The sequence below is a fragment of the Endozoicomonas euniceicola genome (assembly GCF_025562755.1).
GTDB lineage: Bacteria > Pseudomonadota > Gammaproteobacteria > Pseudomonadales > Endozoicomonadaceae > Endozoicomonas_A > Endozoicomonas_A euniceicola.
Window position 1 is genome coordinate 2,860,001 of record NZ_CP103300.1, and the last position, 22,299, is coordinate 2,882,299.

At 47.2% G+C, this 22,299-nt stretch carries 17 protein-coding genes, 2 tRNA genes and 2 rRNA genes (1 of these 21 running past the window's edge); 4 read left to right on the forward strand and 17 right to left on the reverse strand.

What is annotated here, in order from left to right:
• Positions 1-2,010: ribosomal RNA gene (locus NX720_RS11060) — 23S ribosomal RNA — on the forward strand (it extends 1,359 nt beyond the left edge of the window).
• Between the two features lie 188 nt (positions 2,011-2,198).
• Positions 2,199-2,314 (forward strand): 5S ribosomal RNA (gene rrf / locus NX720_RS11065).
• A gap of 110 nt (positions 2,315-2,424) precedes the next feature.
• Here the strand turns inward: rrf and NX720_RS11070 are convergent.
• The gene (locus tag NX720_RS11070) at positions 2,425-3,054 is read right to left on the reverse strand and encodes a hypothetical protein (protein WP_262601174.1); all 630 of its coding nucleotides are present in this window, start codon (positions 3,052-3,054) and stop codon (positions 2,425-2,427) included.
• A gap of 212 nt (positions 3,055-3,266) precedes the next feature.
• Between NX720_RS11070 and NX720_RS11075 the strand changes: the two genes are divergently transcribed.
• Positions 3,267-4,247, forward strand: a complete 981-nt coding sequence (locus NX720_RS11075; RefSeq protein WP_262601175.1) for an alpha/beta hydrolase family protein — start codon at positions 3,267-3,269, stop codon at positions 4,245-4,247.
• A 33-nt stretch (positions 4,248-4,280) separates the two neighbouring features.
• Here NX720_RS11075 and NX720_RS11080 read toward each other — a convergent pair whose 3' ends face one another.
• From NX720_RS11080 to NX720_RS11135, 12 genes are all read right to left on the reverse strand, one after another.
• Positions 4,281-4,613: a hypothetical protein gene (locus NX720_RS11080; RefSeq protein ID WP_262601176.1), complete on the reverse strand. Its 333-nt coding sequence runs from the start codon at positions 4,611-4,613 to the stop codon at positions 4,281-4,283.
• A 206-nt stretch (positions 4,614-4,819) separates the two neighbouring features.
• A complete protein-coding gene (locus NX720_RS11085; protein ID WP_262601177.1) occupies positions 4,820-5,401 on the reverse strand; it encodes a YceI family protein in 582 nt (193 codons plus the stop codon).
• Positions 5,402-5,451: 50 nt separating this feature from the next.
• Positions 5,452-6,003 carry a cytochrome b gene (locus NX720_RS11090; RefSeq protein ID WP_262601178.1) on the reverse strand — a complete coding sequence of 184 codons (552 nt, stop codon included), beginning with the start codon at positions 6,001-6,003 and terminating at the stop codon, positions 5,452-5,454.
• 173 nt (positions 6,004-6,176) lie between these two features.
• On the reverse strand, positions 6,177-7,955 hold the full coding sequence (locus tag NX720_RS11095; protein ID WP_262601179.1) for a DEAD/DEAH box helicase: 1,779 nt from the start codon (positions 7,953-7,955) through the stop codon (positions 6,177-6,179).
• Positions 7,956-7,992: 37 nt separating this feature from the next.
• Positions 7,993-8,265 carry a ComEA family DNA-binding protein gene (locus tag NX720_RS11100; RefSeq protein ID WP_262601180.1) on the reverse strand — a complete coding sequence of 91 codons (273 nt, stop codon included), beginning with the start codon at positions 8,263-8,265 and terminating at the stop codon, positions 7,993-7,995.
• Between the two features lie 205 nt (positions 8,266-8,470).
• Positions 8,471-14,032, reverse strand: coding sequence for an autotransporter domain-containing protein (locus NX720_RS11105; protein ID WP_262601181.1), 5,562 nt, complete (start codon positions 14,030-14,032; stop codon positions 8,471-8,473).
• Positions 14,033-14,225: 193 nt separating this feature from the next.
• Positions 14,226-14,771 carry a methylated-DNA--[protein]-cysteine S-methyltransferase gene (locus tag NX720_RS11110; protein ID WP_262601182.1) on the reverse strand — a complete coding sequence of 182 codons (546 nt, stop codon included), beginning with the start codon at positions 14,769-14,771 and terminating at the stop codon, positions 14,226-14,228.
• 95 nt (positions 14,772-14,866) lie between these two features.
• Positions 14,867-15,490: a putative adhesin gene (locus NX720_RS11115; RefSeq protein WP_262601183.1), complete on the reverse strand. Its 624-nt coding sequence runs from the start codon at positions 15,488-15,490 to the stop codon at positions 14,867-14,869.
• 200 nt (positions 15,491-15,690) lie between these two features.
• Complete coding sequence (locus NX720_RS11120) at positions 15,691-15,891, reverse strand: hypothetical protein (RefSeq protein WP_262601184.1); 201 nt, start codon at positions 15,889-15,891, stop codon at positions 15,691-15,693.
• A 107-nt stretch (positions 15,892-15,998) separates the two neighbouring features.
• Positions 15,999-16,074: transfer RNA gene (locus NX720_RS11125), tRNA-Phe, on the reverse strand.
• Positions 16,075-16,121: 47 nt separating this feature from the next.
• Positions 16,122-16,197: transfer RNA gene (locus NX720_RS11130), tRNA-Phe, on the reverse strand.
• Between the two features lie 195 nt (positions 16,198-16,392).
• Complete coding sequence (locus NX720_RS11135; RefSeq protein WP_262601185.1) at positions 16,393-16,611, reverse strand: hypothetical protein; 219 nt, start codon at positions 16,609-16,611, stop codon at positions 16,393-16,395.
• Between the two features lie 228 nt (positions 16,612-16,839).
• Here NX720_RS11135 and NX720_RS11140 point away from each other — a divergent pair, with 228 nt between their 5' ends.
• Positions 16,840-17,787, forward strand: coding sequence for a hypothetical protein (locus tag NX720_RS11140; protein WP_262601186.1), 948 nt, complete (start codon positions 16,840-16,842; stop codon positions 17,785-17,787).
• A 21-nt stretch (positions 17,788-17,808) separates the two neighbouring features.
• On the opposite strand, the gene NX720_RS11145 is transcribed toward NX720_RS11140, so the two are convergent.
• The 4 genes from NX720_RS11145 to mutY form a co-directional block, all read right to left on the reverse strand.
• Complete coding sequence (locus NX720_RS11145) at positions 17,809-18,081, reverse strand: oxidative damage protection protein (protein WP_262601187.1); 273 nt, start codon at positions 18,079-18,081, stop codon at positions 17,809-17,811.
• Between the two features lie 60 nt (positions 18,082-18,141).
• On the reverse strand, positions 18,142-19,602 hold the full coding sequence (locus tag NX720_RS11150) for a protein adenylyltransferase SelO (protein ID WP_262601188.1): 1,461 nt from the start codon (positions 19,600-19,602) through the stop codon (positions 18,142-18,144).
• A gap of 11 nt (positions 19,603-19,613) precedes the next feature.
• Positions 19,614-20,981: a serpin family protein gene (locus tag NX720_RS11155; protein ID WP_262601189.1), complete on the reverse strand. Its 1,368-nt coding sequence runs from the start codon at positions 20,979-20,981 to the stop codon at positions 19,614-19,616.
• Positions 20,982-21,098: 117 nt separating this feature from the next.
• A complete protein-coding gene (gene mutY / locus NX720_RS11160; RefSeq protein ID WP_262601190.1) occupies positions 21,099-22,184 on the reverse strand; it encodes an A/G-specific adenine glycosylase in 1,086 nt (361 codons plus the stop codon).
• Positions 22,185-22,299 lie beyond the last annotated feature (115 nt).

The following is a 22,299-nucleotide window of genomic DNA, read 5'->3' on the forward strand; positions in this document are numbered from 1 at the left end:
ATGCGTCGAGCCAGTAAAGGTATCTGCGCAAACATTGCGGAAGGCTATGGTAAACAAAGCGTATCTAACGCTGAGTTTCGAAGGTTTTTATTAATGGCCATCGGATCAGCCGACGAAATGCGAGTCTGGACGAGATACAGCCTTGACCTTGGTTATATAACCTTGAATCAATGGCAAGCTCTGAAGGCTGAATACCAACAAATAGCCCGGATGTTGACAGGATTACACAGAAGCTGGAAATAGCTTCTAAGCAACCTGTCCTCCGTCTTCTGTCATCTGTCTTCTGATTGCGGTAGAGGAGCGTTGTGTAAGCGGTTGAAGGTGTGCCGGGAGGCATGCTGGACGTATCACAAGTGCGAATGCTGACATGAGTAACGATAAAGGGAGTGAGATCCTCCCTCGCCGGAAGACCAAGGGTTCCTGCGCAACGCTAATCGGCGCAGGGTGAGTCGGCCCCTAAGGTGAGGTCGAAAGACGTAATCGATGGGAAACAGGTTAATATTCCTGTACTCCTTTTGACTGCGACGGAGTGACGGAGAAGGCTAGGCCGGCAGGGCGATGGTTGTCCCTGTTTAAGGTCGTAGGCTGTGGGTTCAGGCAAATCCGGACCCACAAAGCCGAGAACTGATGACGAACCCACTACGGTGGGGAAGTGGTTGATGCCATGCTTCCAGGAAAAACTTCTAAGCTTCAGGTCAAAAGGAACCGTACCCCAAACCGACACAGGTGGTCAGGTAGAGAATACCAAGGCGCTTGAGAGAACTTGGGTGAAGGAACTAGGCAAAATGGCACCGTAACTTCGGGAGAAGGTGCGCCGGCTGGTGTGAAGGGCTTGCCCCGTAAGCACCGGCTGGTCGAAGATACCAGGTGGCTGCGACTGTTTATTAAAAACACAGCACTGTGCTAACACGTAAGTGGACGTATACGGTGTGACGCCTGCCCGGTGCCGGAAGGTTAATTGATGCTGTTATTCTTCGGAAGAAGCGGTTGATCGAAGCCCCGGTAAACGGCGGCCGTAACTATAACGGTCCTAAGGTAGCGAAATTCCTTGTCGGGTAAGTTCCGACCTGCACGAATGGCGTAACGATGGCCACGCTGTCTCCACCCAAGACTCAGTGAAATTGAAATCGCTGTTAAGATGCAGTGTATCCGCGGCTAGACGGAAAGACCCCGTGAACCTTTACTACAGCTTCACAGTGGATCTTGATGTTGCTTGTGTAGGATAGGTGGGAGGCTTTGAAACGTGGACGCCAGTCTGCGTGGAGCCGACCTTGAAATACCACCCTGGCAATATTGAGGTTCTAACCCAGGTCCCTAACCGGGATCGGGGACATTGTGTGGTGGGTAGTTTGACTGGGGCGGTCTCCTCCCAAAGAGTAACGGAGGAGCACGAAGGTTGGCTAAGCACGGTCGGACATCGTGCGGTTAGTGTAAAGGCACAAGCCAGCTTGACTGCGAGACGTACATGTCGAGCAGGTACGAAAGTAGGTCTTAGTGATCCGGTGGTTCTGCATGGAAGGGCCATCGCTCAACGGATAAAAGGTACTCCGGGGATAACAGGCTGATACCGCCCAAGAGTTCACATCGACGGCGGTGTTTGGCACCTCGATGTCGGCTCATCACATCCTGGGGCTGAAGCCGGTCCCAAGGGTATGGCTGTTCGCCATTTAAAGTGGTACGCGAGCTGGGTTTAGAACGTCGTGAGACAGTTCGGTCCCTATCTGCCGTGGACGTTGGAAGTTTGAGGAGAGCTGCTCCTAGTACGAGAGGACCGGAGTGGACGAACCACTGGTGTTCGGGTTGTGTCGCCAGACGCATTGCCCGGTAGCTAAGTTCGGACGGGATAACCGCTGAAAGCATCTAAGCGGGAAGCCCCCTTCAAGATGAGACTTCCCTTGACCCTAGAGGTCACATAAGAGACGTTGAAGACTACGACGTTGATAGGCGGGGTGTGTAAGCGTTGTGAGGCGTTGAGCTAACCCGTACTAATGACTCGAGAGGCTTGACCATATAACGCCAAAGCGATTTGAAGAGCTTGAAGCTATAAGCTTGAAGCCGGAAGCTGTACGCAATAGTGAGAGAGTGTAGAGCAAGAATAAACAAAGCTGTTTAAGTATATTTTGGATTCCAGGAGCGTTCAGCTTCGAGCTTTAAGCTTATAGCTTCCAGCTTGAGAGCCGAAGGCTCGACCAGTTTTGCCTGGTGACCATAGAGCGTTGGAACCACCCGATCCCATCCCGAACTCGGAAGTGAAACGACGCATCGCCGATGGTAGTGTGGGGCTTCCCCATGTGAGAGTAGGTCATCGCCAGGCACTCATTAGAAAACCCTGATAGAGAAATCTGTCAGGGTTTTTGCTATGTGTTGAAAAAAACAAACGACTCATAACTGATAGAATAGTAATGGCTTTTCATGGTTTGACTTTTAAAATGAGTGCATTGTTGTGCAATGTTCTGTAGGACCTTCAAAACTAATAGTAAGTTGATTACTACTTACAGAGAAATTAGCAGCTATCGTAAGTCCTACGCCATCTATTAGCGTCTGAGTGACCGGTACTTCGGTCAGTCTATCGAATGCTAAATAAGAAAAACTTGATATGCTGTCGTTAGTAATGAAACTTATCAGGTCATTCAGTAATGGTGTACGGAAAAATAAAGGGGTGAATACCGTGTTGTCGGTATTAAAAACGGATTGCAAATCATCAGGCTCATTGTTGGTAGGCACAGCAAGTACGCGATTATTGCCAGATAAGTTGAAGTAGGCATAGCCATCTCTTTGTTGATAAATAAGAGTTTTTCTAGCGAGCGCTTTAGCCAAAGTTATGAGTAGCGCTAATACCCCTTGATCATTACTATGGCTGATATCTATATTTCTTTCTTGGCTAGTGCTTGTAATTTCAACCGCATTTAACCTGTCTGATAAGTGCTTTTTAATTACCAGTAAAGGGTTGTTATTAACCTGTATAATTATTTTTTCGTACTCTTCAGCCTGAGCGAAGCATAAAAAGAAGGTGAAAAACAATATAATTCCATTGTTTAACCATTTAAATGTCATCGCTAACACCAAAAGACAAAATAAGGGAACATCATTCTAGTACATATTTCGGCAGCAGCGTTCCTTAAGGGCAATGATTCATTTTCAATTCGGAATGTTGATCGTTGTCTTTATATCGAAATGCTTATAAACAGCAAGAACTATATAGCTATGATGTTATCTAAATGTGAATGGGCTACTAACGATATAAAGAAAAACTAAGGAGAAGTCTAATGAAAGCAACGTTCCGGTCACTACTGTTATTTCTGACGATTGCCTGCTTCGGGCTGACAGCTTATTCAGAGCAGGCTGTCCATACAATCGATACTGTCAGCTACGATGTTCGTCAACCTCACCCGGACTGGGCAAATCCAGTTGATCGCCTGCCTTATGCGATGATGAGTTACTTCGCTGAAGTCGCCAAAATTAAGGGAAGAAAGCCTGATAAGCAGAAAGCGATTGATCAGCGTCTTGCTTACCTGGCTTCTGATGGCTACATCTCTGGGGGAAAAGAAGACTTTCCTAAAGAATGGTATAAGCATTTTCAGGGCGGTGATCTGAACCGGATTTATATCGATGAGACAGGCTTCAGAGCCAGAGTTTTTATTAATGAAACCAAAAAGACCGTTGTGCTTGCCATTGCTGGTACTGATTTTTCCGATAAAGACAGTATTTTGTCAGCGGTTTATCTGGCTTATGGAAAACAGTCAGGCGCAATGATGAATGGCATGGATCTGGCGCATGACCTAAGACAAATGTATTTACGTAAGGGGTTTCGGATAGAAATTACCGGTGCTTCTCAGGGAGGAGCCATCGCACAGTTGGCGGCTTATGCAACGGATGCTTCAGCTTTTGTATTTAATAGCCAGATGCCGGGACAGGCACTTCTGGATATTGTAACGAAAGACGGCAGAACTCATATCAAGCACGCTTATATTGAGGGCGATCTACTAAACGACAGCATCCATCCAGCAGGCTTTCTTTTCCAGAATTCGTCGGGGGTAGAAACGCTTGAAATAATGCTTGATGACAATATGGAAGATGAAGTCAACAATGTTTACTACAGGCAGCACGGCGGATTTGGTTACTACTTTGCAACGACTCCATGGGTCAGGCACTGGACAGGAACTGTTCTGTTTGTTTCTGAAAAGCTTGCCGATAAAAAATTCACTGATCTTTATGCGAAAGAAACAGGAAAAAAGAGTGCCCAATAAGCACTCATTTAAAAAATCGGTTTTCAGCGGCTGTTAAGAAGCCGCTGCAGCACTCAACCCATTGCTGGTTGAGTTCATAAATACAAAATAAAGACGTACCACGACAAAAATCAGTCCTATCACCATTCCCAGTAGCAGATTGGAAAGACTCATAATAAAGGCGCCAGCCAGTGCAGCAAAAGGAATCCATGGCAGCATCAGGTACATCAGGCGTAGATACGCGCGGGCTTTGTTGCAGGAGTTTGCACCAAAAAGTCCCAGCACAGTAACCGGAAGAATAGTTAAAGGCAGGGCGACGCTGATCAGGGTCAGGAGAACCAGCCAATCCGGGGAGTCGATCAAAAACTGTTCAAAAGATGCCAGCATAATAATCTCCACTTTTCTATTCCGACATAATGACCGGATTCCTTTGCTTTTGCTGTAAGCGGTTGCCGTTGCAGGATCAAAGCTTTATGAGCAGGGGTGGGTATATTTACGGGGCTTTTGTCAGGTTTACTAACGGGTGTGTTAGTCACAATCTGGATTAAGATATTCCCCGCCGCCTATAGCGACAGGGAATCTACAGGGGGGCTTTACTGTCGGACGCCTTCCACTTCCAGCGTAATATAAATATCAGCAGATGCCGGGCCAAGGTTCATATCAAAATCAGCCATAGAGAGTTTGGTTGTCCCGGAAAAGCCTGCCCGGTAACCTCCCCATGGGTCTTTACCTTCTCCTACCTTTACCGCCTCAATAACGATACCTTTGGTAACGCCCTTCAGAGTAAATTCACCATAAATTCTGGCATTCTTGCCATCGTCACTTTCCACTTTAGTACTGACGAAAGAGGCTTCAGGGTATTTACTGACATTGAGAAACTTTTTACCACGCAGGTGCTTATCCCGTTCCGCATGGCTGCTGTTAACAGAATCGGTGTTAATGTTGACCTTTATCTGCGACTTTTCCGGGCTGGCTGGATCAAAGTTAAATGAGCCGCTGAAGTCAGTAAAGTTACCATGAACCCAGCTGTAACCAAGGTGGCTGATTTTGAAGTTAATAAAGGCGTGGGCTCCTTTGGTATCAATCACATAGTTATTGGCACTGACTGACATACTCAGCCCAAAGGCTGATGCAGAAAAAGCAACGATGGCAAAGAATCTTTCTAAACGAGTCATAGTTTTCACTCTTATTGTTATTAATTGGTTATTCGATTGCGGTTAGGCGCTCAATGCGGTTTGATCATTCTTATCAGTGTTTGGTCCCGGTCAATAACATGATGTTTAATGGCTGCCAGTCCATGCAGGGCAGCCAGTATCATCAGTGACCAGGCCAGATAAAAATGAATGTCTCCGGCGATATCTTCCTGTCCACTGATACCTGAAATCAGAGCAGGCACTTCAAACCAGCCAAAAAACGACACAGCTCTACCATCTGCGGTGCTGATCAGGTAACCACTGGTCATAGTGGCAAACAGCAGAAGATAAATCATATGATGGGCAGAAACAGCCAGCCTGACGGTTGTTTTACTGTGTTCCGGAAGATGAGCAGGCTTGGAATTAATGGTTTTCCACACAAGCCTGAAAATTGTGGCAGCCAGCAAGGCTAAGCCAATACTTTTATGCCACCAGGGAAGTGACTGATACAAAGGGTCGTAATAAGACAGTGACATCATATACAGGCCAACGCCAAACAACCCAAAAACGGTCAATGCGCTGACCCAGTGGATAAGAATGCTGATCAGGCCGTAACTTGTTGTTGTATTTTTCCAGGCGCTCATGTCCGTTCCTCGCTGCTATAGTCCACAGCTATGGTCAAGAAAAGATTACTGTAAAATAAATGTATTAAATATCATAAAAATTAGATGACATTGTTCTAATAAACCGAAAGGTTGGATAAAAATTAGAAGATTTGTTGAATAACTAATGCTGGCAAATTAAAAATGATCATGAATCATTCCGCTGAATCTGCTGTCCGGTATGCCCCCTGATAATCAAACAGCTTGTCCAGAATACGCCAGTAGTGTTTTTCCTTCAGGGCAATTACAAAGTCTGGCTTTCTGAATTTTTTACGGTTGTTAATAACGTTATCAACGGAGTCCGCGCGGAACGGTTCTGCCCGGTTAATCAGGGCGTGCTTGCCGAAGTTATGATAGAAAGCGCCTTGCTGTGCAGGGGTTTCCAGCTGGAAATACTCTTTTACATCAGCGCCGTCTTCATCGTAATAGGTGATTTTTATACGGGTGGTGCCCTGTCGGTTTTCATCGGTTTCCATGGTCATGCCAGAACAGCGAATCACCATGCAGTTTTTCAGGTTCAGTGCATCCTTGAGTTTCTGGTCCGGGTCAACCAGTGGCTTCTGGCATTCATGGCATTTACGGGCTGCAATATCATTTTCTGCGCCACACTGGTCACACTCCTTGAACCGATAACGGAAATCACACTGCGCCCGTTCACCTTCCATTTCCAGATAACCCTGGCAGCGTCGTCCATAGTGCTCCACCAGATCGCCATCGTTATCCACAACGCCCCAGAAACTGTTTTCATGCCCACAGGCCGGACAGGGAACCGTTACCGGAACACTTTTGGAATCGGGCCTGGGACTGCCAATTTCCGGGCTGAACAGGTTGTAGCGATTGCCAGCAAAATCGATCACCAGACAGTCTTTTTTATTGGGCGCAAGTCGTAAGCCTCTGCCAATAATTTGCTGGTACAGGCTGACGGATTCCGTAGGGCGTAAAATAGCAATCAGATCCACATGAGGCGCATCGAAGCCGGTAGTAAGAACAGAAACATTCACCAGATACTTGAGTTTTTGCTGCTTAAACGCATTAATGATGGCATCACGCTCTTTCCCCGGCGTATCGCCAATGACCAGTGCTGCTTCATCCCCTGGCAGATAGCCCAGAATCTCTCTGGCATGGTCAACGGTAGAGGCAAAAATCATCACCCCTTTGCGATTCTCTGCCTCTTTTATCACCTGCCTGATTATTTGCCGGGTCGCCCGACCTTTACCTTTTAGCAGTGAGTTCAGTTCCTGTTCGCTGTAGCGGCCGAAAGGGTCGCGGGATAGCTGACTGAAGTCGTAAAAAACCACGGGTGCATCCACCATGGTCGCTGGTGTCAGAAACTGATTTTTGATCATGTAAGACAGTGGCAGCTCAAAAATACAGTCTTTAAAAAAACGTTTGTCCGTGGTGCGAACCGTGCCTTTCTTATCCTTATCCTGACTGTGCTGGTACTGATAAAGCCAACCAATGCCCAAACGATAAGGCGTTGCCGTTAAGCCAAGGATTTTTAACCCTGGGTTAAGACTGCGCAGGTGGTCAATCACCTTGTGATAGCTGGAACTTTTCTCCAGTGAAACCCGGTGGCATTCATCAATCACCAGCAAGGTAAAACCATTGTCGTTAAACTGGTCAAGGTTACGAACAACGGATTGAACACTGCCAAATACCACCTGTTCGTCAGCGTCCTTGCGCCCAAGGCCAGCACTGAACACCGAGGCTTTTAAGTCGTAACTCTCGTACTTGGCATGGTTCTGCTCGACCAGCTCTTTGACATGAGCCAGTACCAGAACCCGACCTCTGGCGATTCGTCCCAGTTCACTGATAACAAGACTTTTACCGGCACCGGTTGGCAGCACAATCAATGCGGGATCATCTGAACAACGAAAATGCTGAATAACGCTGGTAACGGCGTCTTTTTGATAAGGGCGAAGTTGATAAACCATGAGGGGGATTATATGAATCCCCCTCATAAAGGTCTAATTACTGGAAACGGATACGGTTGCGGTTGTACCGAGCCAGGCGTTTGCTGACTCCTTTTACTTTGGCGAGATCATCAAGGTCGTTGAAAGTGCCGTATTGCTTTCTGTACTCGACAATTTTTCTGGCGGTTTGTTGTCCGACAAATACCAGCGTTTTATCAATAGTCTCAGCTGAGGCGGTGTTGATATTCAGTCTGGATGGGTCTGCCTGAACGTTTAAGGCAAGGACAGTAGTAGCTACCAGAAGGATTGATGGGTATTTAAAGAACTTCATGTGCTGACTCCTTGTGCACTCGTTAAATAGGAAATCCTTAATTAACGGTTTAGACAAGAAATCGGGCGGGAGCAAAAAAACTATTGAGTGCGACAGGTGTCAAAAAAGCATCAGTCAGGAGTCAGCGTATCGATTTCTGCGATGAATGGTGAAAAGCGGCCAGTCTCCTGAGAAACCAGCCGCTTTTCATGCTGGGCGAGGATGCTTAAAAGTCGTAGCGCACTTTTACGATCCAGGTGTCAGCTTTAAATCCTGACTGCCAGTTGTGGTCGTAGTTTGCGCTCAGGGTGACATTATTATCCATCCAGTACTCAGCACCGATACCAGCCTGATAGCGATTCCGCACGCCCTTAGAGCCAAAGTAGGTAAATGAATTATTGCTGGTCTCGAATTTAACGTCAGCCTCAACCGATTCAGCATTCAGGTCGTGCCAGGCCATCAGGTTGATTTCAGGAAGCAGGGTATTGTTACCCAGTTCAAAACTGGTCTTATACCTCAGACCCACTCCCAGCTCTATAGCCTCCAGGTTCTGTTTCCCAACTGAAACCTGCTCGCCATTGCTCTGGTATCGGTAACCATCGGTACTGATTCGGGCGTAATTAAAGCCGACCTGAGGCTCTACCAATGTATCGTTATCATTCATCAGGAAACTTCTGCCTGCCAGAACGCTCAATCCTATTTGATCGGAATCATAGTCTGTTTCCCAGCCAGGTCCGGTCAGGTCGGTTTTACTTTTGCCGTAGCTGATAGTGGTATCTGCAAAGTAGGTGAGGTTTTTCCAACCAGCGTAAGCGGAGACCAGATAACTGTCTGTCTCACTGTTTGTATAACTCTTTGCAGAACTCTGGCTGCTACCTTTTTCGTTAGCCCGGCTGGTGGCGTGGGTAACGCCTGCACCGAGAGTGAGGTTATCAGTGACATCTTTATCCAGTCCCAGGGTAAAGCCTGTACTTCTGAGCGAGTAACCATTGTAACGGTTGCCCGAGGAACGGATTTCATCCTGCTGACCTTCTGAGTGAATAGCTCTTAGCCAGAGGGAGTCAGGCCTGATACCTCTACTCTCTTCTGCGTCACCGGCCGAGATACCGGACGCGCCGGTACGAAGCTCGGCAATTCGGGACAATATGGTGCTTAAGGCTTCACTCTGGGCGTTCTGGCTGGCCGCTATACCACTGTCAGGGCTGGCAATCAGCGTTTCAGCCAGTAAGGCCAGAGAGGCCGTAGTGCCATCGTAAATAGCGTTAAACAAATCCGGGTTTGATGCCTGTAACGCCACAAGCCCCGAGGAATCAGTCCCCTGAAGACTGGATAGGGCGTTGGCGGCATTATTGTCAGCGCCACCTTCACTGGCCAGCTCACCAAGGTTATTGATGCTGGCGATCAGCCCCAGCTGTTCTTTGGTTCCACCTTCAGGAGCGGTTCTTTTGAATTTTTCATAGCTGAAAATAATGGAGTCTTTCTGGATAGAGAGACCATTGTCGGTAATACCAGTGCCTGCGTGCACCAGATGTATTTCCTGAGAACCATTACCGGGATTGAAGTTATTCAGGTTCCTGTTTTCAACGCTTATCCGAAGCACACTGTCAGCAATTACATCGGCGCTGTTGCTGGCATCAACCAGTGGGTTTGTGAATTCACCATTGTTCCGGTTAAGCACCAGAGCCATATCGCCGTTCTGGGAATAGTTGCCCTCCAGCTTGACCTGATTACCAGTGGTCATGGACAGCGTCCCGCTGTCTGTAACAGTCAGTCGTGTATTGTTGCCAGTACTCAGAACATGACTGTTAAGGTTGACGAGTCCAGTGATATTGACGGCTTCAACATCGTACACATAGCTGCTGAACTGACCGGCAGCCAGCTCAAACTGATCAGACTCCAGAGAGCTGCCGTAAATATCACCGTTAATACTGCCCGTGTTATTGCCACTTTGCCCGCTGAAAAGATCCAACGCTGATGTAGCCTTTCGGTAATCAATAGCAACATTACGACGGGTATCCAGAGCCCTCATGCCTTCTGAGAGGTCAGCGCTATCTTCCGGAACCACATACTGGCCACCCGTTATAACGCCATAGTTGGTAATTTTTCCGACATTACCGTTACCCACAGTTATAACCGCTCCGGCAGAAGCCACCATTGAGCCGGAATTTATCACGCCAGCTATGGATGACTCATCACCGTCGTATACATTGCCACTGGTATCAAGACCGATGCTCAGAGTCTCGTTCACTGAGCTGAGGCTGCCACTGTTGATCAATGAACCTGTCACTACCCCGGCATCAATATCAATGGCGTTTTCACTGGCGTTGATGGTTCCATGGTTCTCAAGGGTTCCGCCCAGAGTCGATGACAGCAAACGAATGGCATCATCGCCGGAGTTAATAGTGCCATCGGCGGAATTAACGACACTGCCATTGTGTTTCGAGGATGCGGCAAGGGTGCTATCGACCAGTCGTATACCGTCATCGCCTGAGGTGATGGAGCCACTGTTTGATAAGTCGCCGGTAAAATTCGAATTGAAAAGTTCAAAGGCGTACAGCGAACCATTAACGGTATTGTTGTTTGAAATAACCGCTGCACCGCTGGACTCTTTGACAGAGAAGGTAGTGGCTCCGCTCAGGGTTCCTGTGTTGGTGAAGGTTATACCGCCAGTAGCCGCTGTAATATCAATGGTGTGGTTGCCGTCTCCCTCGCCACTCGAACTCATGGTTCCTTCATTGAGTATCACCAGATTACCGCTGATATTGCCAATATCCAGAGCGTTGTTACTCTCTCCATCGCCATTGGCGTTAATGGTTCCAGAGTTCACAATTTCCAGATTGCCACCAATGCCGCCGATGTCCAGAGCGTCATTACCATCGCCGTTTGTGTTCGCATTGATCTGGCTGGAGTTAACGATGGCTACATTTCCGCTAATGTCATAAAGATCCAGAGCATCGTTTCCGCCGTTACCCTCTGTGCTGACGGACTCAATCGTGCCGCTATTAGATACCTGTAAATCACCGTCCACATTGCCAATATCCAGACTATCGACTCCACCACTTGTACCTCGGGCAGTCATCGTGCCGGAGTTGGTAATGGTGACGTTCCCTTCGATGTTTCCAAAATCCAGAGTATCAGAGCTGCCCGAATCATTTTCGGCTTTCAGGCTGTCGGTATTGACCAGGCTTATATTGCCAATGGTGTCGTATATCTCAATGGTGTCTGAGGTTGCGGAAATGGTTCCGGAATTGCCAAGGGTAATATTGCCAGTGACATCCTGAAGGTCCAGACCGTCATCTCCCGCAGTAATGACACCGGCATTATTAATCGATGTGTCGCCACTGGCGATCTCTACTTCAATACCATCATCAACGGAAGTGATTGTACCGGTTTCTGTGTTACGAATTTCGCCTCCGGTGCCTTTGTAGACTTTAATCCCGTTCCCGTAAGAAGACTCCTCACTGGTTGTTCCGGCAGTAATAGCTCCGCTGTTAACGATCAGGCTGACAGAAGAATTATCAATCAGGACGCCGTCATCACCCGCATCAATGTTGCCGCTATTCACAAAGCCTGAACCCACCTCTGTCTGGTTCAGGGTGATTCCCTGCTGGCCTGACTGAATATTACCCGAGTTGTCAAAAACACCCCCGATGACAGCGTTGTCTATGTATATACCTTCATCGTTGGCGTTGATGTTACCGGAGTTAAAAAGACTTTCCCTGATGACCAGCTGACGTTCCACTTCCAGGCTACCATCGTCTTCGTAAAGGTTACTGATAAGGCTGATACCGCGCTGCTTTACAGGAAGGTCACCTTCTTCCTGGATCACCACTGCGTTCGCCGTCAGGTTTCCCTGATTGATGAAACTTCCATTGATGTCACTGGCTTTTATAATGATCGCGCTTGAACTGCCCGCTGTGATATCACTGCTGTTCTGGAAGTTGCCGCCAATGGTGGTTTCTTCAATATCAATACCACTACTGCCGGAGTTTATGTTGCCGGAGTTTTCAAAATTGCCACCGATTTCTATGGGTAATACCGTACCTTCGGGGAATTCTGATTCAATATCGTCATCACTACTGTTTTTTCTCAGACGTATACCTTCTTCGCCAGAAGTAATGGCTGCGGCATTGATAAAGTCACCACCAATCGTAATGCTTTCAAGATCAAAACCTTTTTTCGTGACGTTTATCTCACCAGAGTTGATCAGGCTGCCACCGACTTTGACATGATCCATATCAAAACCATCACCACCGTCTGAAGCGTCATTGACCTCATCTTCCTCAACGGTAACGCTGGTGAGGGAAGCTCTGTTATTCAGGTCACCACCAATCGAGGCATAAACAAAACCTTCCTCTTCATCTCCATCGAAGAAACCACCATCAATTTCGATGGCGTTGTCGCCAGCTTCTATGGAGCCAGACAGTAGAACGCTCCCTTTTACGGTGCTGTCGTTTATATCGATGCCGTCGTGGCGGATAGCTTTGATGGTTCCGCTGCTGACCAGGTCTTGTTCTACAACACCTCCACCCCTGAGGAACATACCGTCAGATCGGGCGGTGATGTCTCCCTCGTTGATAAAGCTACCCTTTACTGTACCGCCATCAATGAGCATCCCTTCATTCTGGGCGTTAATAGTTCCGTCATTTTTGACATCACCCTCAACAAGAGCGTCATTGAGGTGAATGCCATCCGACTGCACGTAGGAGAGAAAAGAAGTCTCTATTTCGCCACTGTTAATAACGGAACCTTGTACTCTTGCTGTATCGATGTATATGCCGTGATTTTTGGAGCTGATCAGGGCATTCTCTGCGTTAACAACAGAGCCAAGTACAAGTGTACTGTCTTCAGTATTATTTCCCTCAACATAGATACCGCTATTATCTGCTGAAATGTTGCCTTCATTCTGAATACTGCTGACGGTGGAATGTTCGTTTACCGTGATACCGTTAACCGGAAATGTATCTACGAAAAACGGATGGTCAGTCTCGGCTATTCCGGCATGAACAGAAATATCTGACCGGTTAATCACATTGCCGGCGGTACTGCCATTGGAGACCGTAATTCCCGAAAGAGACTGAGGAAACACCAGGTATTCTTCATTAGCTTCATCTTCCAGATTGGGCAGATAAACGCCTTCTATGGGGTAGGGTTCAGGTGGTGGCTGGTCAACTTCCTGCTCTGGTATATAGATGTCTATAACACCAGAATTGATAATATCCCCCTGAATGGTTGTCTGATGATCAACACGAATAGCCCCCAGGTTAGCGCCCTGGAACTCTGTACCTTCTTCAAGAGCCGCTTCGGGGATATAGTCAGCGTACTCACTGATATGATTTGACTTAAAGGAAATTTCACCCTGGTTCTCAATGCCGCCTTCAATGGTCACCTGGTCAACGATTTCAATACTACTGTTGATAACACCATTGACACCATTGGTCAGACCGCCTGTGACCACAGCCCCTTTGACAATTCCTGTTCCGGAGTTGTTGGCAGCTTCGTGATGGATTGAACCATCAACCGTACCCCCGTCGACGATTAGCCGGGACAGGCCATTACGATTAACAACATTGCCTTCGACAGTGCCTTCAATAGTCACCGTATCTACGGCTTCGTCTGGCTCTATACCACCAGTACAGGTTGTACCAGCTGGCACTTCAATGTTATTTGATGCGTCCGGATTTGGGCAGCTGGCCGCTAATGAAACAGACGATACACTGTATAATGAAGCAAGAATGGCTGAACTGAGAATGGATCGACGAAAGATGTCCCTGTGTTTGCTTTCCATAGCACTTCTCTTTTTTTTGTTGCAGCAATCCTTCTCTGATACATCCTGTTAAAAGAAGGTACTTGTTTTTTAACTGACTATACCGTCATCAATAGCTTAACCACAACACTGCGATAAAAGCAGTCAAAAAAAGAAGGTCTCTCTTAAAAACGACAAATGTCATTTAATAAGTCGGACCTGTCTTTGTTACGGTTTAACAGCTGCTTATCTGGGGTTCTTTATCGAGCAACTGTCGTTTAATGTTCACTCCCCAGCGATAACCTGAAAGACTACCATCTCTGCGAACAACCCGATGGCAGGGAATGGCAATCGCAAGGCGGTTGGCGCCACAGGCTCCGGCCACGGCCCTGACCGATTTGGGAGCGCCTATTTTTTCGGCAATATCGGTATAACTGACTGTTGTTCCGGCCGGGATGTCCTGCAGAGCTGCCCAGACACGTTTCTGAAAATCGGTTCCCTGTATATCCAGTGGCAGTTGCAGGTCTCTGTCAGGGTTTTCCAGAACTCCTACCACTTTGGCAACCAGTTGCTCGCGCTGGTCATCATCTCTTATCAGGTTGGCATTGGGAAAACGATCCTGAAGATCCTGAGTCAGTTTATCCGATTCGTTTCCCAGAGATATTGCACAAATGCCTTTTATATTCCGGGCAACGAGAATTGCTCCCAGATAGCACTCACCGACAGCAAAATAGATATCGGTGGTCAATGGTAATGTTTGCCCGGTCGCTTTGCTATTCATGATGGGGGACTCCGCTGAAAAAAGCAGTACCAGTTTAAAATCACCCAGATATTAACGTATTCTTCATTACACGGTATGAATCATACAGCTGCAGGCTAAATAAGAACCCACTTTCCTAAATCTCCTTCGTGTGTGCCAGGAAGTGGATTAAGCTCAGGGCTAAAGACAGGAACTAAATCCTCATGAACTCCAAATGCAACACGATTAAATAAACAATGAACTCTTTGATAAGGCTTACCATTTCTGTGTAGTTCTTCAAGAAAGCTTGACAGCTTAAATATAGTAGCATGCCCAAAAATGTATGCAATGTCGTACAGTTGGGGTGAGTTTTTTTTAGTTTTTTTCTGATCAGCACGATTTTCCATGACAGCCTCCTTGCCTTCAAGATAGCTCAAGTCATAATTAAATAGCATGTATTCATGAGTTGCTTGACCCCCTGAAATAAATTCAAAAGGGCTGTATAGACCTGACATGACGTCTTTAATTCTGACTTCTATGGTGCTATTAAGGGGACAATAAAAAAATAGCGTCGTCCAATTTGGCACTGTAAGAATTGTAGAGGTTTCCTTTGTGAAGTTGTGGGTCTCTGAGAAGTAGCGTGCATAAGCAACAACAATTAAGTTTGGAGCACGCACATCATAGGTATGCAATAAAATATCTTTAGCGGGGCATTTAGATTCAGACAGGGAGCAATATTTCACTTTATTTCTTAATGGCATAAAAATACCTCAAACACCTATGTAGCCGGTTGTATATTTAGCTGATTGATCAGAGTAACCGGGCAGCCCAGCTAATCCCGCAGAACATACGCCTCAAGTCGTATTAAACATGGCCAATCGTACGACTAACATGTGAGGACATAAAAAACTCTCTCGTTTTTCGTGCTGTTTTTTCAGTCTGTTTACCCTGAAGTCCCAGGCTACAATGATTGCAATGATGTGTCAGGCCGAATCTTTCTCGCAGTCGTACCGTGAGCCAGTGCCTGAAACACCTCCTCCCAGCTCTCAATCAGCCGAACAATCGGATTATCAGTATAGAGTCCATCAAACACCACAACCAGCTTTAACTGCGGGTGTTCCCGTCTGGCATCGGACAAAAATCCCTTGATGGCATTTTGCATAAAAACGCAAGTGATGTGGGCTTTCAAAGATATGTTTAATGGCATCGCTGCAACCGATAGCAACAACGAAAAAAGCCCTGAAGCGTTAACTTCAGGGCTTTTGAATATGGTGCCTAGGGACAGAATCGAACTGCCGACACGCGGATTTTCAATCCGCTGCTCTACCAACTGAGCTACCCAGGCTAAATTTTTCACCAGAACGGTGGCACGGCCATTTCCTTAATAAGGAATGGTGCCTAGGGACAGAATCGAACTGCCGACACGCGGATTTTCAATCCGCTGCTCTACCAACTGAGCTACCCAGGCGTTTTACAGCTTTCTAAACTTTCTAAGCAAGAGAGTGTGCGAGGCGTATTAAACGGATTTCCCTCGCTTTAGTCAAGTAAGGAGTAGGGATTTTCTTCTTTCTTTTTAGTGCGTTAGTACAAATACTAAGTTTAAGAGGATGGCGTTCTTTGCCTAGCCGTCCTCTCAAACGCAAATTGCACAGACCATACGTCTTTACTGAAACACCACATAGTCCGCAAGGGTTTCCAGATCATCGAGTTTCAGCAACTCTTCGATAGGTGACTGTTGAAGGGTTTCTTTCAACGCTTCGTAGGCTTGGGTATCGACGACAATGTCACCATTTTCATCCTGAAAGAAAATGGATTGATCCTTAACGCAGGCCAACAACTTTTTCTTCTGGTTGTTGGAAATAGGGATGTCTTTAATGCTCATTCAATATTCGACCGGTGAGAACTCCAAAGAGCCATTATATGGGTAGGGAGAAGCAGTAGCTACCAGACAAGACTGGTAGCTCTCTGAGCTTTCGAAGGATATATCACCAATATTATTGAAGCCGAAAGTCAGTGCTGCTAACAGTGTCGTTAGTATTTTGCTCAGGGATCTGTGGGAGGATACTGGCAAATTACCTCAGGGATGGGCAGTGCAGTGCAGATTAGTGCAATGCAGATTATCAGCAGATTTATAACATGGGAAAAAGACGTCCTGGACGCTATCGGTCTACCGCCGCCGACTGGGCGCTATTTAGGTCACACTGTTACTCCCTGTTATCCAGAGTTGCGTGTTACTGATGCAGAAAAAAAAGCTTTGGCATCGAACAGAGCCGCTGCGACAACAGGTCGCCTGTCCTCGCAGAGAGTGAGCCTTTTTGAGGCAATTCCTCAGGAGATAATCTCTCGCGCAAATATAGCTTCGGGGCAGTGTTGTTATACCGCTAAAAAGCTGTTTGAGGGGCTAACTGGCGTTAAAGCGAATTTGCCTGCTATTAGAAAATATTCCAGTAATACTCTTTTGGGTGCATTTGACTCAAGTGTGACGGGATGTGGCACGGCGTTTCTTTGTCAGCTGGCGTATTACTACAAGGATGAATTCAATGTGATCCACAGTTTTTTTGTCCTGAAAGATAAGGAGAATCAGTTTAAATTGTATCAGGCAATTATTTTTGCTTACTGTCTGGAGGACTGGCTGTCAGGAGATTTGAAACGATTAAATGAGTACCAGGCAGACTCTGTCAGATTGATTGATGCGGCTAAGAGTAAAATAACTGAAGTCAGCGATGATGAAATGAATGAGCTTGTCTCCGACCTTGAAAGACAAAAGGGCATACCTGATAGTTTTCACCAAAACATCATTCAGAATAAAACTAACCAGGTAATGAGCAGGTCGGAATTTTATAATAAAGTGACATTAGCAATGGCCAACTATCTGAACGAAGCCAGTAAAAAGCAGATAGTGGCCGCCAGCAAGCATTATGCAGAACTAACAGGTACACCTTTAAGGCAATCAGTAAAAAACGAACTGGCCAGCCCGGAGGTAAAGGAGGTTTGCGTGTTAATCCAGTCCGCCCCTGTCATCGTTGATCCTGTCAGGAGAGCAGCGCCCGGGGACTGAGTTTTTTCACTCCTGGCGTTATTATTTCCCCTCAGGAACAAACCCCTCCGCAGCATCAATCTCCTCATCAGCAAAGTATTTGTCCATTTGCTCGGTCAGGTATTGGCGGGTTTCCGGATCCAGCAGGTTCAGGCGTTTTTCATTGATCAGGCGGGTCTGATGGATTTGCCACTCTGTCCATGCCTGCTTGGAAACATTCTCGTAAACCCATTGCCCTTTGGGGCCTGGCAGTGGCGGAACAGCAAGACCTTCAGCTTCTTTTTTCAGCTTTACGCATTGAACAGTACGACCCATGTTGTTTCCTGAATAGGTTGGTTAACGGTGGGCTCATCTTAACGCTAATCGGTGGATAAGTCAGGATGAGCAGCTGATTTCCAGCTTTTTGCCCCAGTCCGGTGGGGCAGCGGCAAAGTGTTCAGATTCCGGATGCTCATCGTAAGGGGATTCGAGCACACTCAGTAACTCTTCTATGGGTTTGTAGTTGCCCTGTTCGGCCTGCTCAATGGTTTGTTGCGCCAGGTAGTTTCTGAGAATAAATTTGGGGTTCACCTGTCGCATGGCCTGACTGCGGGCAGGGTTATCCGTCAGGTTACGTTTCAGACGTTCAGCATAAGTGCTCAGCCAGCGCAGTAAGGGTTCCTGTTGTAACGTCTGAAGGTAATCAGGAAGCGGGGTGTCAGGAGCAAAATAGCACAAAGCCCTGAAAAACAGGGTGTAATCGCAATGTTCGTTTTGCAGCAGTTGCAGAAGGCTTTTGATCAGCTCCGGGTCTTCGTCTTCAACCAGGGTTAAGCCAAGCTTTCTGGTCATCAGCCTGGTGTAATGGCTGGAGTAGAGTTGTGGGTATTGATCGATAATGGTTTGCAAAGGTTCGGTCTCATCAATCAGCGGTAGTAGTGCCTGAGCCAGTCGGCCGCAGTTCCAGTAGCTGATATCCGGTTGCTGGCTGAAGGCGTAGCGGCCGGAGTAGTCGGAATGGTTGCAGATATAGTTCCAGTCAAAATCATCCTGAAAACCAAACGGGCCGTAGTCAAAGGTTTCACCCAGAATGCTCATGTTATCGGTGTTCATAACGCCGTGGGCAAACCCGGCCGCCTGCCAGTGGGCCACCATCAGGGCGGTTTTCGAAATGACTTCCTGAAACAACAGAAGGTATTTGTCGCTGTCATTAACCAGCTGCGGGAAGTATTGCCCGATGGTGTAATCGGCAAGCGCCTTCAGCAGATCATGCTGTCTGGTGTAATAAAAATATTCAAAGTGTCCAAAGCGGATATGGGTTCTGGCTAACCGCAAAAGGGTTGAACCCCTTTCTTCGGTTTCCCGGTAAACCGGGGTATCGCTGGTGGTGACGCACAAGGCCCGGGTGGTGGGTATGCCCAGGTGTTGCATGGCTTCAGAGCATAAAAACTCCCGGATGCAGGAACGCAGTACCGCCCTGCCATCGCCAAAGCGTGAATAAGGTGTGGTGCCGGAACCTTTCAGATACAGATCCCAATTTTCCTGCTGAGCTGTTTGAACTTCTCCGAGCAGTAACCCTCTGCCATCCCCTAACTGTGGATTATAGGAACCGAACTGATGACCGGAATAGACCATTGCCAGAGTCGCAAATGACGGACAGGTGTCGTTGCCGGAGGTGATTTCACACAGCTGATTAAGGCTGGTACAGCTTGTGTCAAGTTCTATCAGGTCAGCTGCAGGCTGACTGATACAGACCAGCCTGGGGTTTGTTAAGGGGTTAGCACTCTGTCGTGTATAAAACGCTTCAGGCAGCTGTGAAAAACTGTTTCTGAATTTTAGCTGGTTCAGAGTCGTCATAGTGGCTGTATTTACTGCTGAAGTACATCCATTACAGATGAATCGGTTATATCGGCGAACGCATAAATCATTCCTTTTTTATCAATAATCAATAAAGCAAACCCTCTGTTAAAGTGTATTTTTTTTTCTGCTGAGTAGTGCGGTTGTCTTCTTTGGCAAGAGGCAAGAGAAGCTTCTTCCTGAACTCGCAGCACAATGCTCTGTGATACAACAACCGAACCAGCGGTTGCTTCCCCGGCTGTGGAAGTTGCCTGACCGCTCTTGAAAAGCTCTCCGGGGAAGCTCTCTGTCAAGGGAAGGATGCCGCTGGAGCTTACCTGAAACGAAGGCATGGCTATAGTCATTGTGGTCTCTTCCAGCGAATCCAGCAAGTTTCTCACTATTTCTGCATTCAGTGCACTCACACCTGTTCTGTAGGGAGGCAGAATGGCCACTACTCTGAGCTCTGATCCTTGATGGTGAGGAAAGGCCACCATTTGCCATGAGCGCTGAGGAACTCTTGTAGCGTTAACGTTTTCTGCCTGAAGACTGTATTGTACCGGTACGCCCATGGCCTCCATAAATCTCACGTTTTCAGTATCGCCGAAAGTGTTTCTTGAGATATGTATATTTGGGAATGCCCATTGAGCATCAAACGTAATAACACTATGCAAACCGGGCGTAGCTGTATGCAGAATGTCGTCATCAGAAATGACAGGGGAGGCTGTATTTGGAAAACTTTCCCTGAGAAAATTTGGTATCTGTTCTGGTACTTCTGGGTCAGGTTCGGTATTCAGATAATCCGCATCCCGATGACTAACAGTGAATCCCGCACTTTCTCTTGTCATATCAGCAATATTGCTACGGTTTGGAAGTTCTAAACTAGAGTATTCTTCTATTGTTTCTCGATCCATGCCCCCCAATAACTCCAAACCGTTAAGAGCTACTATAGGGGAAAATATCTGGTTACCTGCCCAAGGGTCTGTATTTGAGAGCTGGCCTCTGATGGGGAAAGTAAAGGTCAGGATATCTGTTTTTGCTGGTGCCATTGCCTGTGTTTCCACGGCTGTCTCACTGGTTATTGCCTGCCTTTCTGTCTCTGTTGTAACTGATTCGCCTGAGGTATAAGAAAGGTAGTATAACGCACCGTTTCCACAGGTTGGGCAGCAGAAGGTCTCTTGCCCTTGCAGTTCAACAATCTGTTCTCTGGAAATAGGATAAGGTAGATCGCACGTGGTGCATCGGAGAATGGTATTGAGGCCAGGTTCAATCAAGTTAATGGTATCAATGGAATAAACATTCGCTTGAAAAAAAAATAACCCCAGTAAAAAAGTTGTGACTTTAGCCGGGAAAATTCTGGAAAATAATGCCTTAAAGACTGACTTATTCTTCGGTTTCATGGTGTTACCCGGATTGTGCTGTTGTTTTTAAATGAGGTCGAAGTAAAGACCAGAAAAGCCGGTTATACCAATATCGATAATGGTTGCCGCTCCCCCTGACTCTTTTGGCCAGAAAGTTCAGAGGCTCTGTTTTATTTTTTTCAGGAGTTTACTGACCGGTGCTGCCAGTCCCAGCTGAGAAGGGGTGTCGGGCTGAAACCAGTGCCAGTGGTCGCTTTCCTGAACCTGACAGGAGTGAAGTTGAGTCGTATCGGCAAAGGTTTTTACCGGTGTAATATCCAGGTGGTAGTGACTGAAAGTATGGCGGAAACTGTCCCACTCTTCGAACTCGCTGATGTTGATGCCAGTCTGTTGCAGAGTTTTTTCTCGCAGGCTGTCTTCTGATAAATCGCCATTGACCTGGATTTCCGGAAACCCCCACAACCCTCCCCATATCCCCGTGGGTGGACGCTTTTCCAGCAGAACTTCGCCATTCTGATTGATGATCATCAACATTTTTACGGCTCGTTCTGGCTTGTCTTTTTTGGGTTTTGCGCCGGGAAAGCGTGTTTCTTCACCAAGCTGGTGGGCGATGCAGGAGTCTTTCAGAGGGCAGATCAGGCAGGTCGGCTTGCTGCGGGTGCAGACCATTGCGCCCAGGTCCATCATTGCCTGTGTGTAATCAGCCCCCTGTTTTCGGGGCGTGTACTCCTCTGCAATCGTCCACAGTTGTCTGGCAACGGCTGACTGCCCTGGCCAGCCCTCAATCGCCCGGTATCTTGCCAGTACCCGCTTTACATTGCCGTCAAGAATCGGTGCCCGAATGTTCATACTGATAGAGGCAATGGCCCCGGCTGTTGAACGACCAATGCCCGGTAGTTGTTCCAGCGCTTCTACCGACTGCGGAAATTCTCCGGCATGATTTTCCATAACCATTCTGGCAGCTTTGTGCAGGTTTCTTGCCCTGCTGTAATAGCCTAGTCCGCTCCAGTGATGTAATACATCGTCTTCCGCCGCGTTGGCCAGATCGGCAACACCTGGAAAGCTGGCCATAAATTTTTCGAAGTAGGGGATAACGGTCGTCACCTGGGTTTGTTGTAGCATGATTTCACTGATCCAGACACGATAGGGCGTAATATCCTGCTGCCACGGAAGATGTTTACGTCCGTGCTGGTCAAACCATTTCAGAACCTGTTGGCTGAATGTTTTATCGTTGTGAGTCATTTTGGTTGAGTATTGGAATTGTCAGGAGCATTATGGCGTTAGAGGAGTGTAGCTGCCAATCCGTTTAGCATTGGCAGCTGCGCTATAAGGCATAGCAAAATGCTATTGCCACTAA

Excerpts from the sequence above, each read along its gene's own strand:
- NX720_RS11070 (WP_262601174.1), bottom strand. The coding sequence starts at position 3,054 with ATGACATTTAAATGGTTAAACAATGGAATTATATTGTTTTTCACCTTC.
- NX720_RS11075 (WP_262601175.1), top strand. The coding sequence starts at position 3,267 with ATGAAAGCAACGTTCCGGTCACTACTGTTATTTCTGACGATTGCCTGC.
- NX720_RS11080 (WP_262601176.1), bottom strand. The coding sequence starts at position 4,613 with ATGCTGGCATCTTTTGAACAGTTTTTGATCGACTCCCCGGATTGGCTG.
- NX720_RS11085 (WP_262601177.1), bottom strand. The coding sequence starts at position 5,401 with ATGACTCGTTTAGAAAGATTCTTTGCCATCGTTGCTTTTTCTGCATCA.
- NX720_RS11090 (WP_262601178.1), bottom strand. The coding sequence starts at position 6,003 with ATGAGCGCCTGGAAAAATACAACAACAAGTTACGGCCTGATCAGCATT.
- NX720_RS11095 (WP_262601179.1), bottom strand. The coding sequence starts at position 7,955 with ATGGTTTATCAACTTCGCCCTTATCAAAAAGACGCCGTTACCAGCGTT.
- NX720_RS11100 (WP_262601180.1), bottom strand. The coding sequence starts at position 8,265 with ATGAAGTTCTTTAAATACCCATCAATCCTTCTGGTAGCTACTACTGTC.
- NX720_RS11105 (WP_262601181.1), bottom strand. The coding sequence starts at position 14,032 with ATGGAAAGCAAACACAGGGACATCTTTCGTCGATCCATTCTCAGTTCA.
- NX720_RS11110 (WP_262601182.1), bottom strand. The coding sequence starts at position 14,771 with ATGAATAGCAAAGCGACCGGGCAAACATTACCATTGACCACCGATATC.
- NX720_RS11115 (WP_262601183.1), bottom strand. The coding sequence starts at position 15,490 with ATGCCATTAAGAAATAAAGTGAAATATTGCTCCCTGTCTGAATCTAAA.
- NX720_RS11120 (WP_262601184.1), bottom strand. The coding sequence starts at position 15,891 with ATGCAAAATGCCATCAAGGGATTTTTGTCCGATGCCAGACGGGAACAC.
- NX720_RS11135 (WP_262601185.1), bottom strand. The coding sequence starts at position 16,611 with ATGAGCATTAAAGACATCCCTATTTCCAACAACCAGAAGAAAAAGTTG.
- NX720_RS11140 (WP_262601186.1), top strand. The coding sequence starts at position 16,840 with ATGCAGATTATCAGCAGATTTATAACATGGGAAAAAGACGTCCTGGAC.
- NX720_RS11145 (WP_262601187.1), bottom strand. The coding sequence starts at position 18,081 with ATGGGTCGTACTGTTCAATGCGTAAAGCTGAAAAAAGAAGCTGAAGGT.
- NX720_RS11150 (WP_262601188.1), bottom strand. The coding sequence starts at position 19,602 with ATGACGACTCTGAACCAGCTAAAATTCAGAAACAGTTTTTCACAGCTG.
- NX720_RS11155 (WP_262601189.1), bottom strand. The coding sequence starts at position 20,981 with ATGAAACCGAAGAATAAGTCAGTCTTTAAGGCATTATTTTCCAGAATT.
- mutY (WP_262601190.1), bottom strand. The coding sequence starts at position 22,184 with ATGACTCACAACGATAAAACATTCAGCCAACAGGTTCTGAAATGGTTT.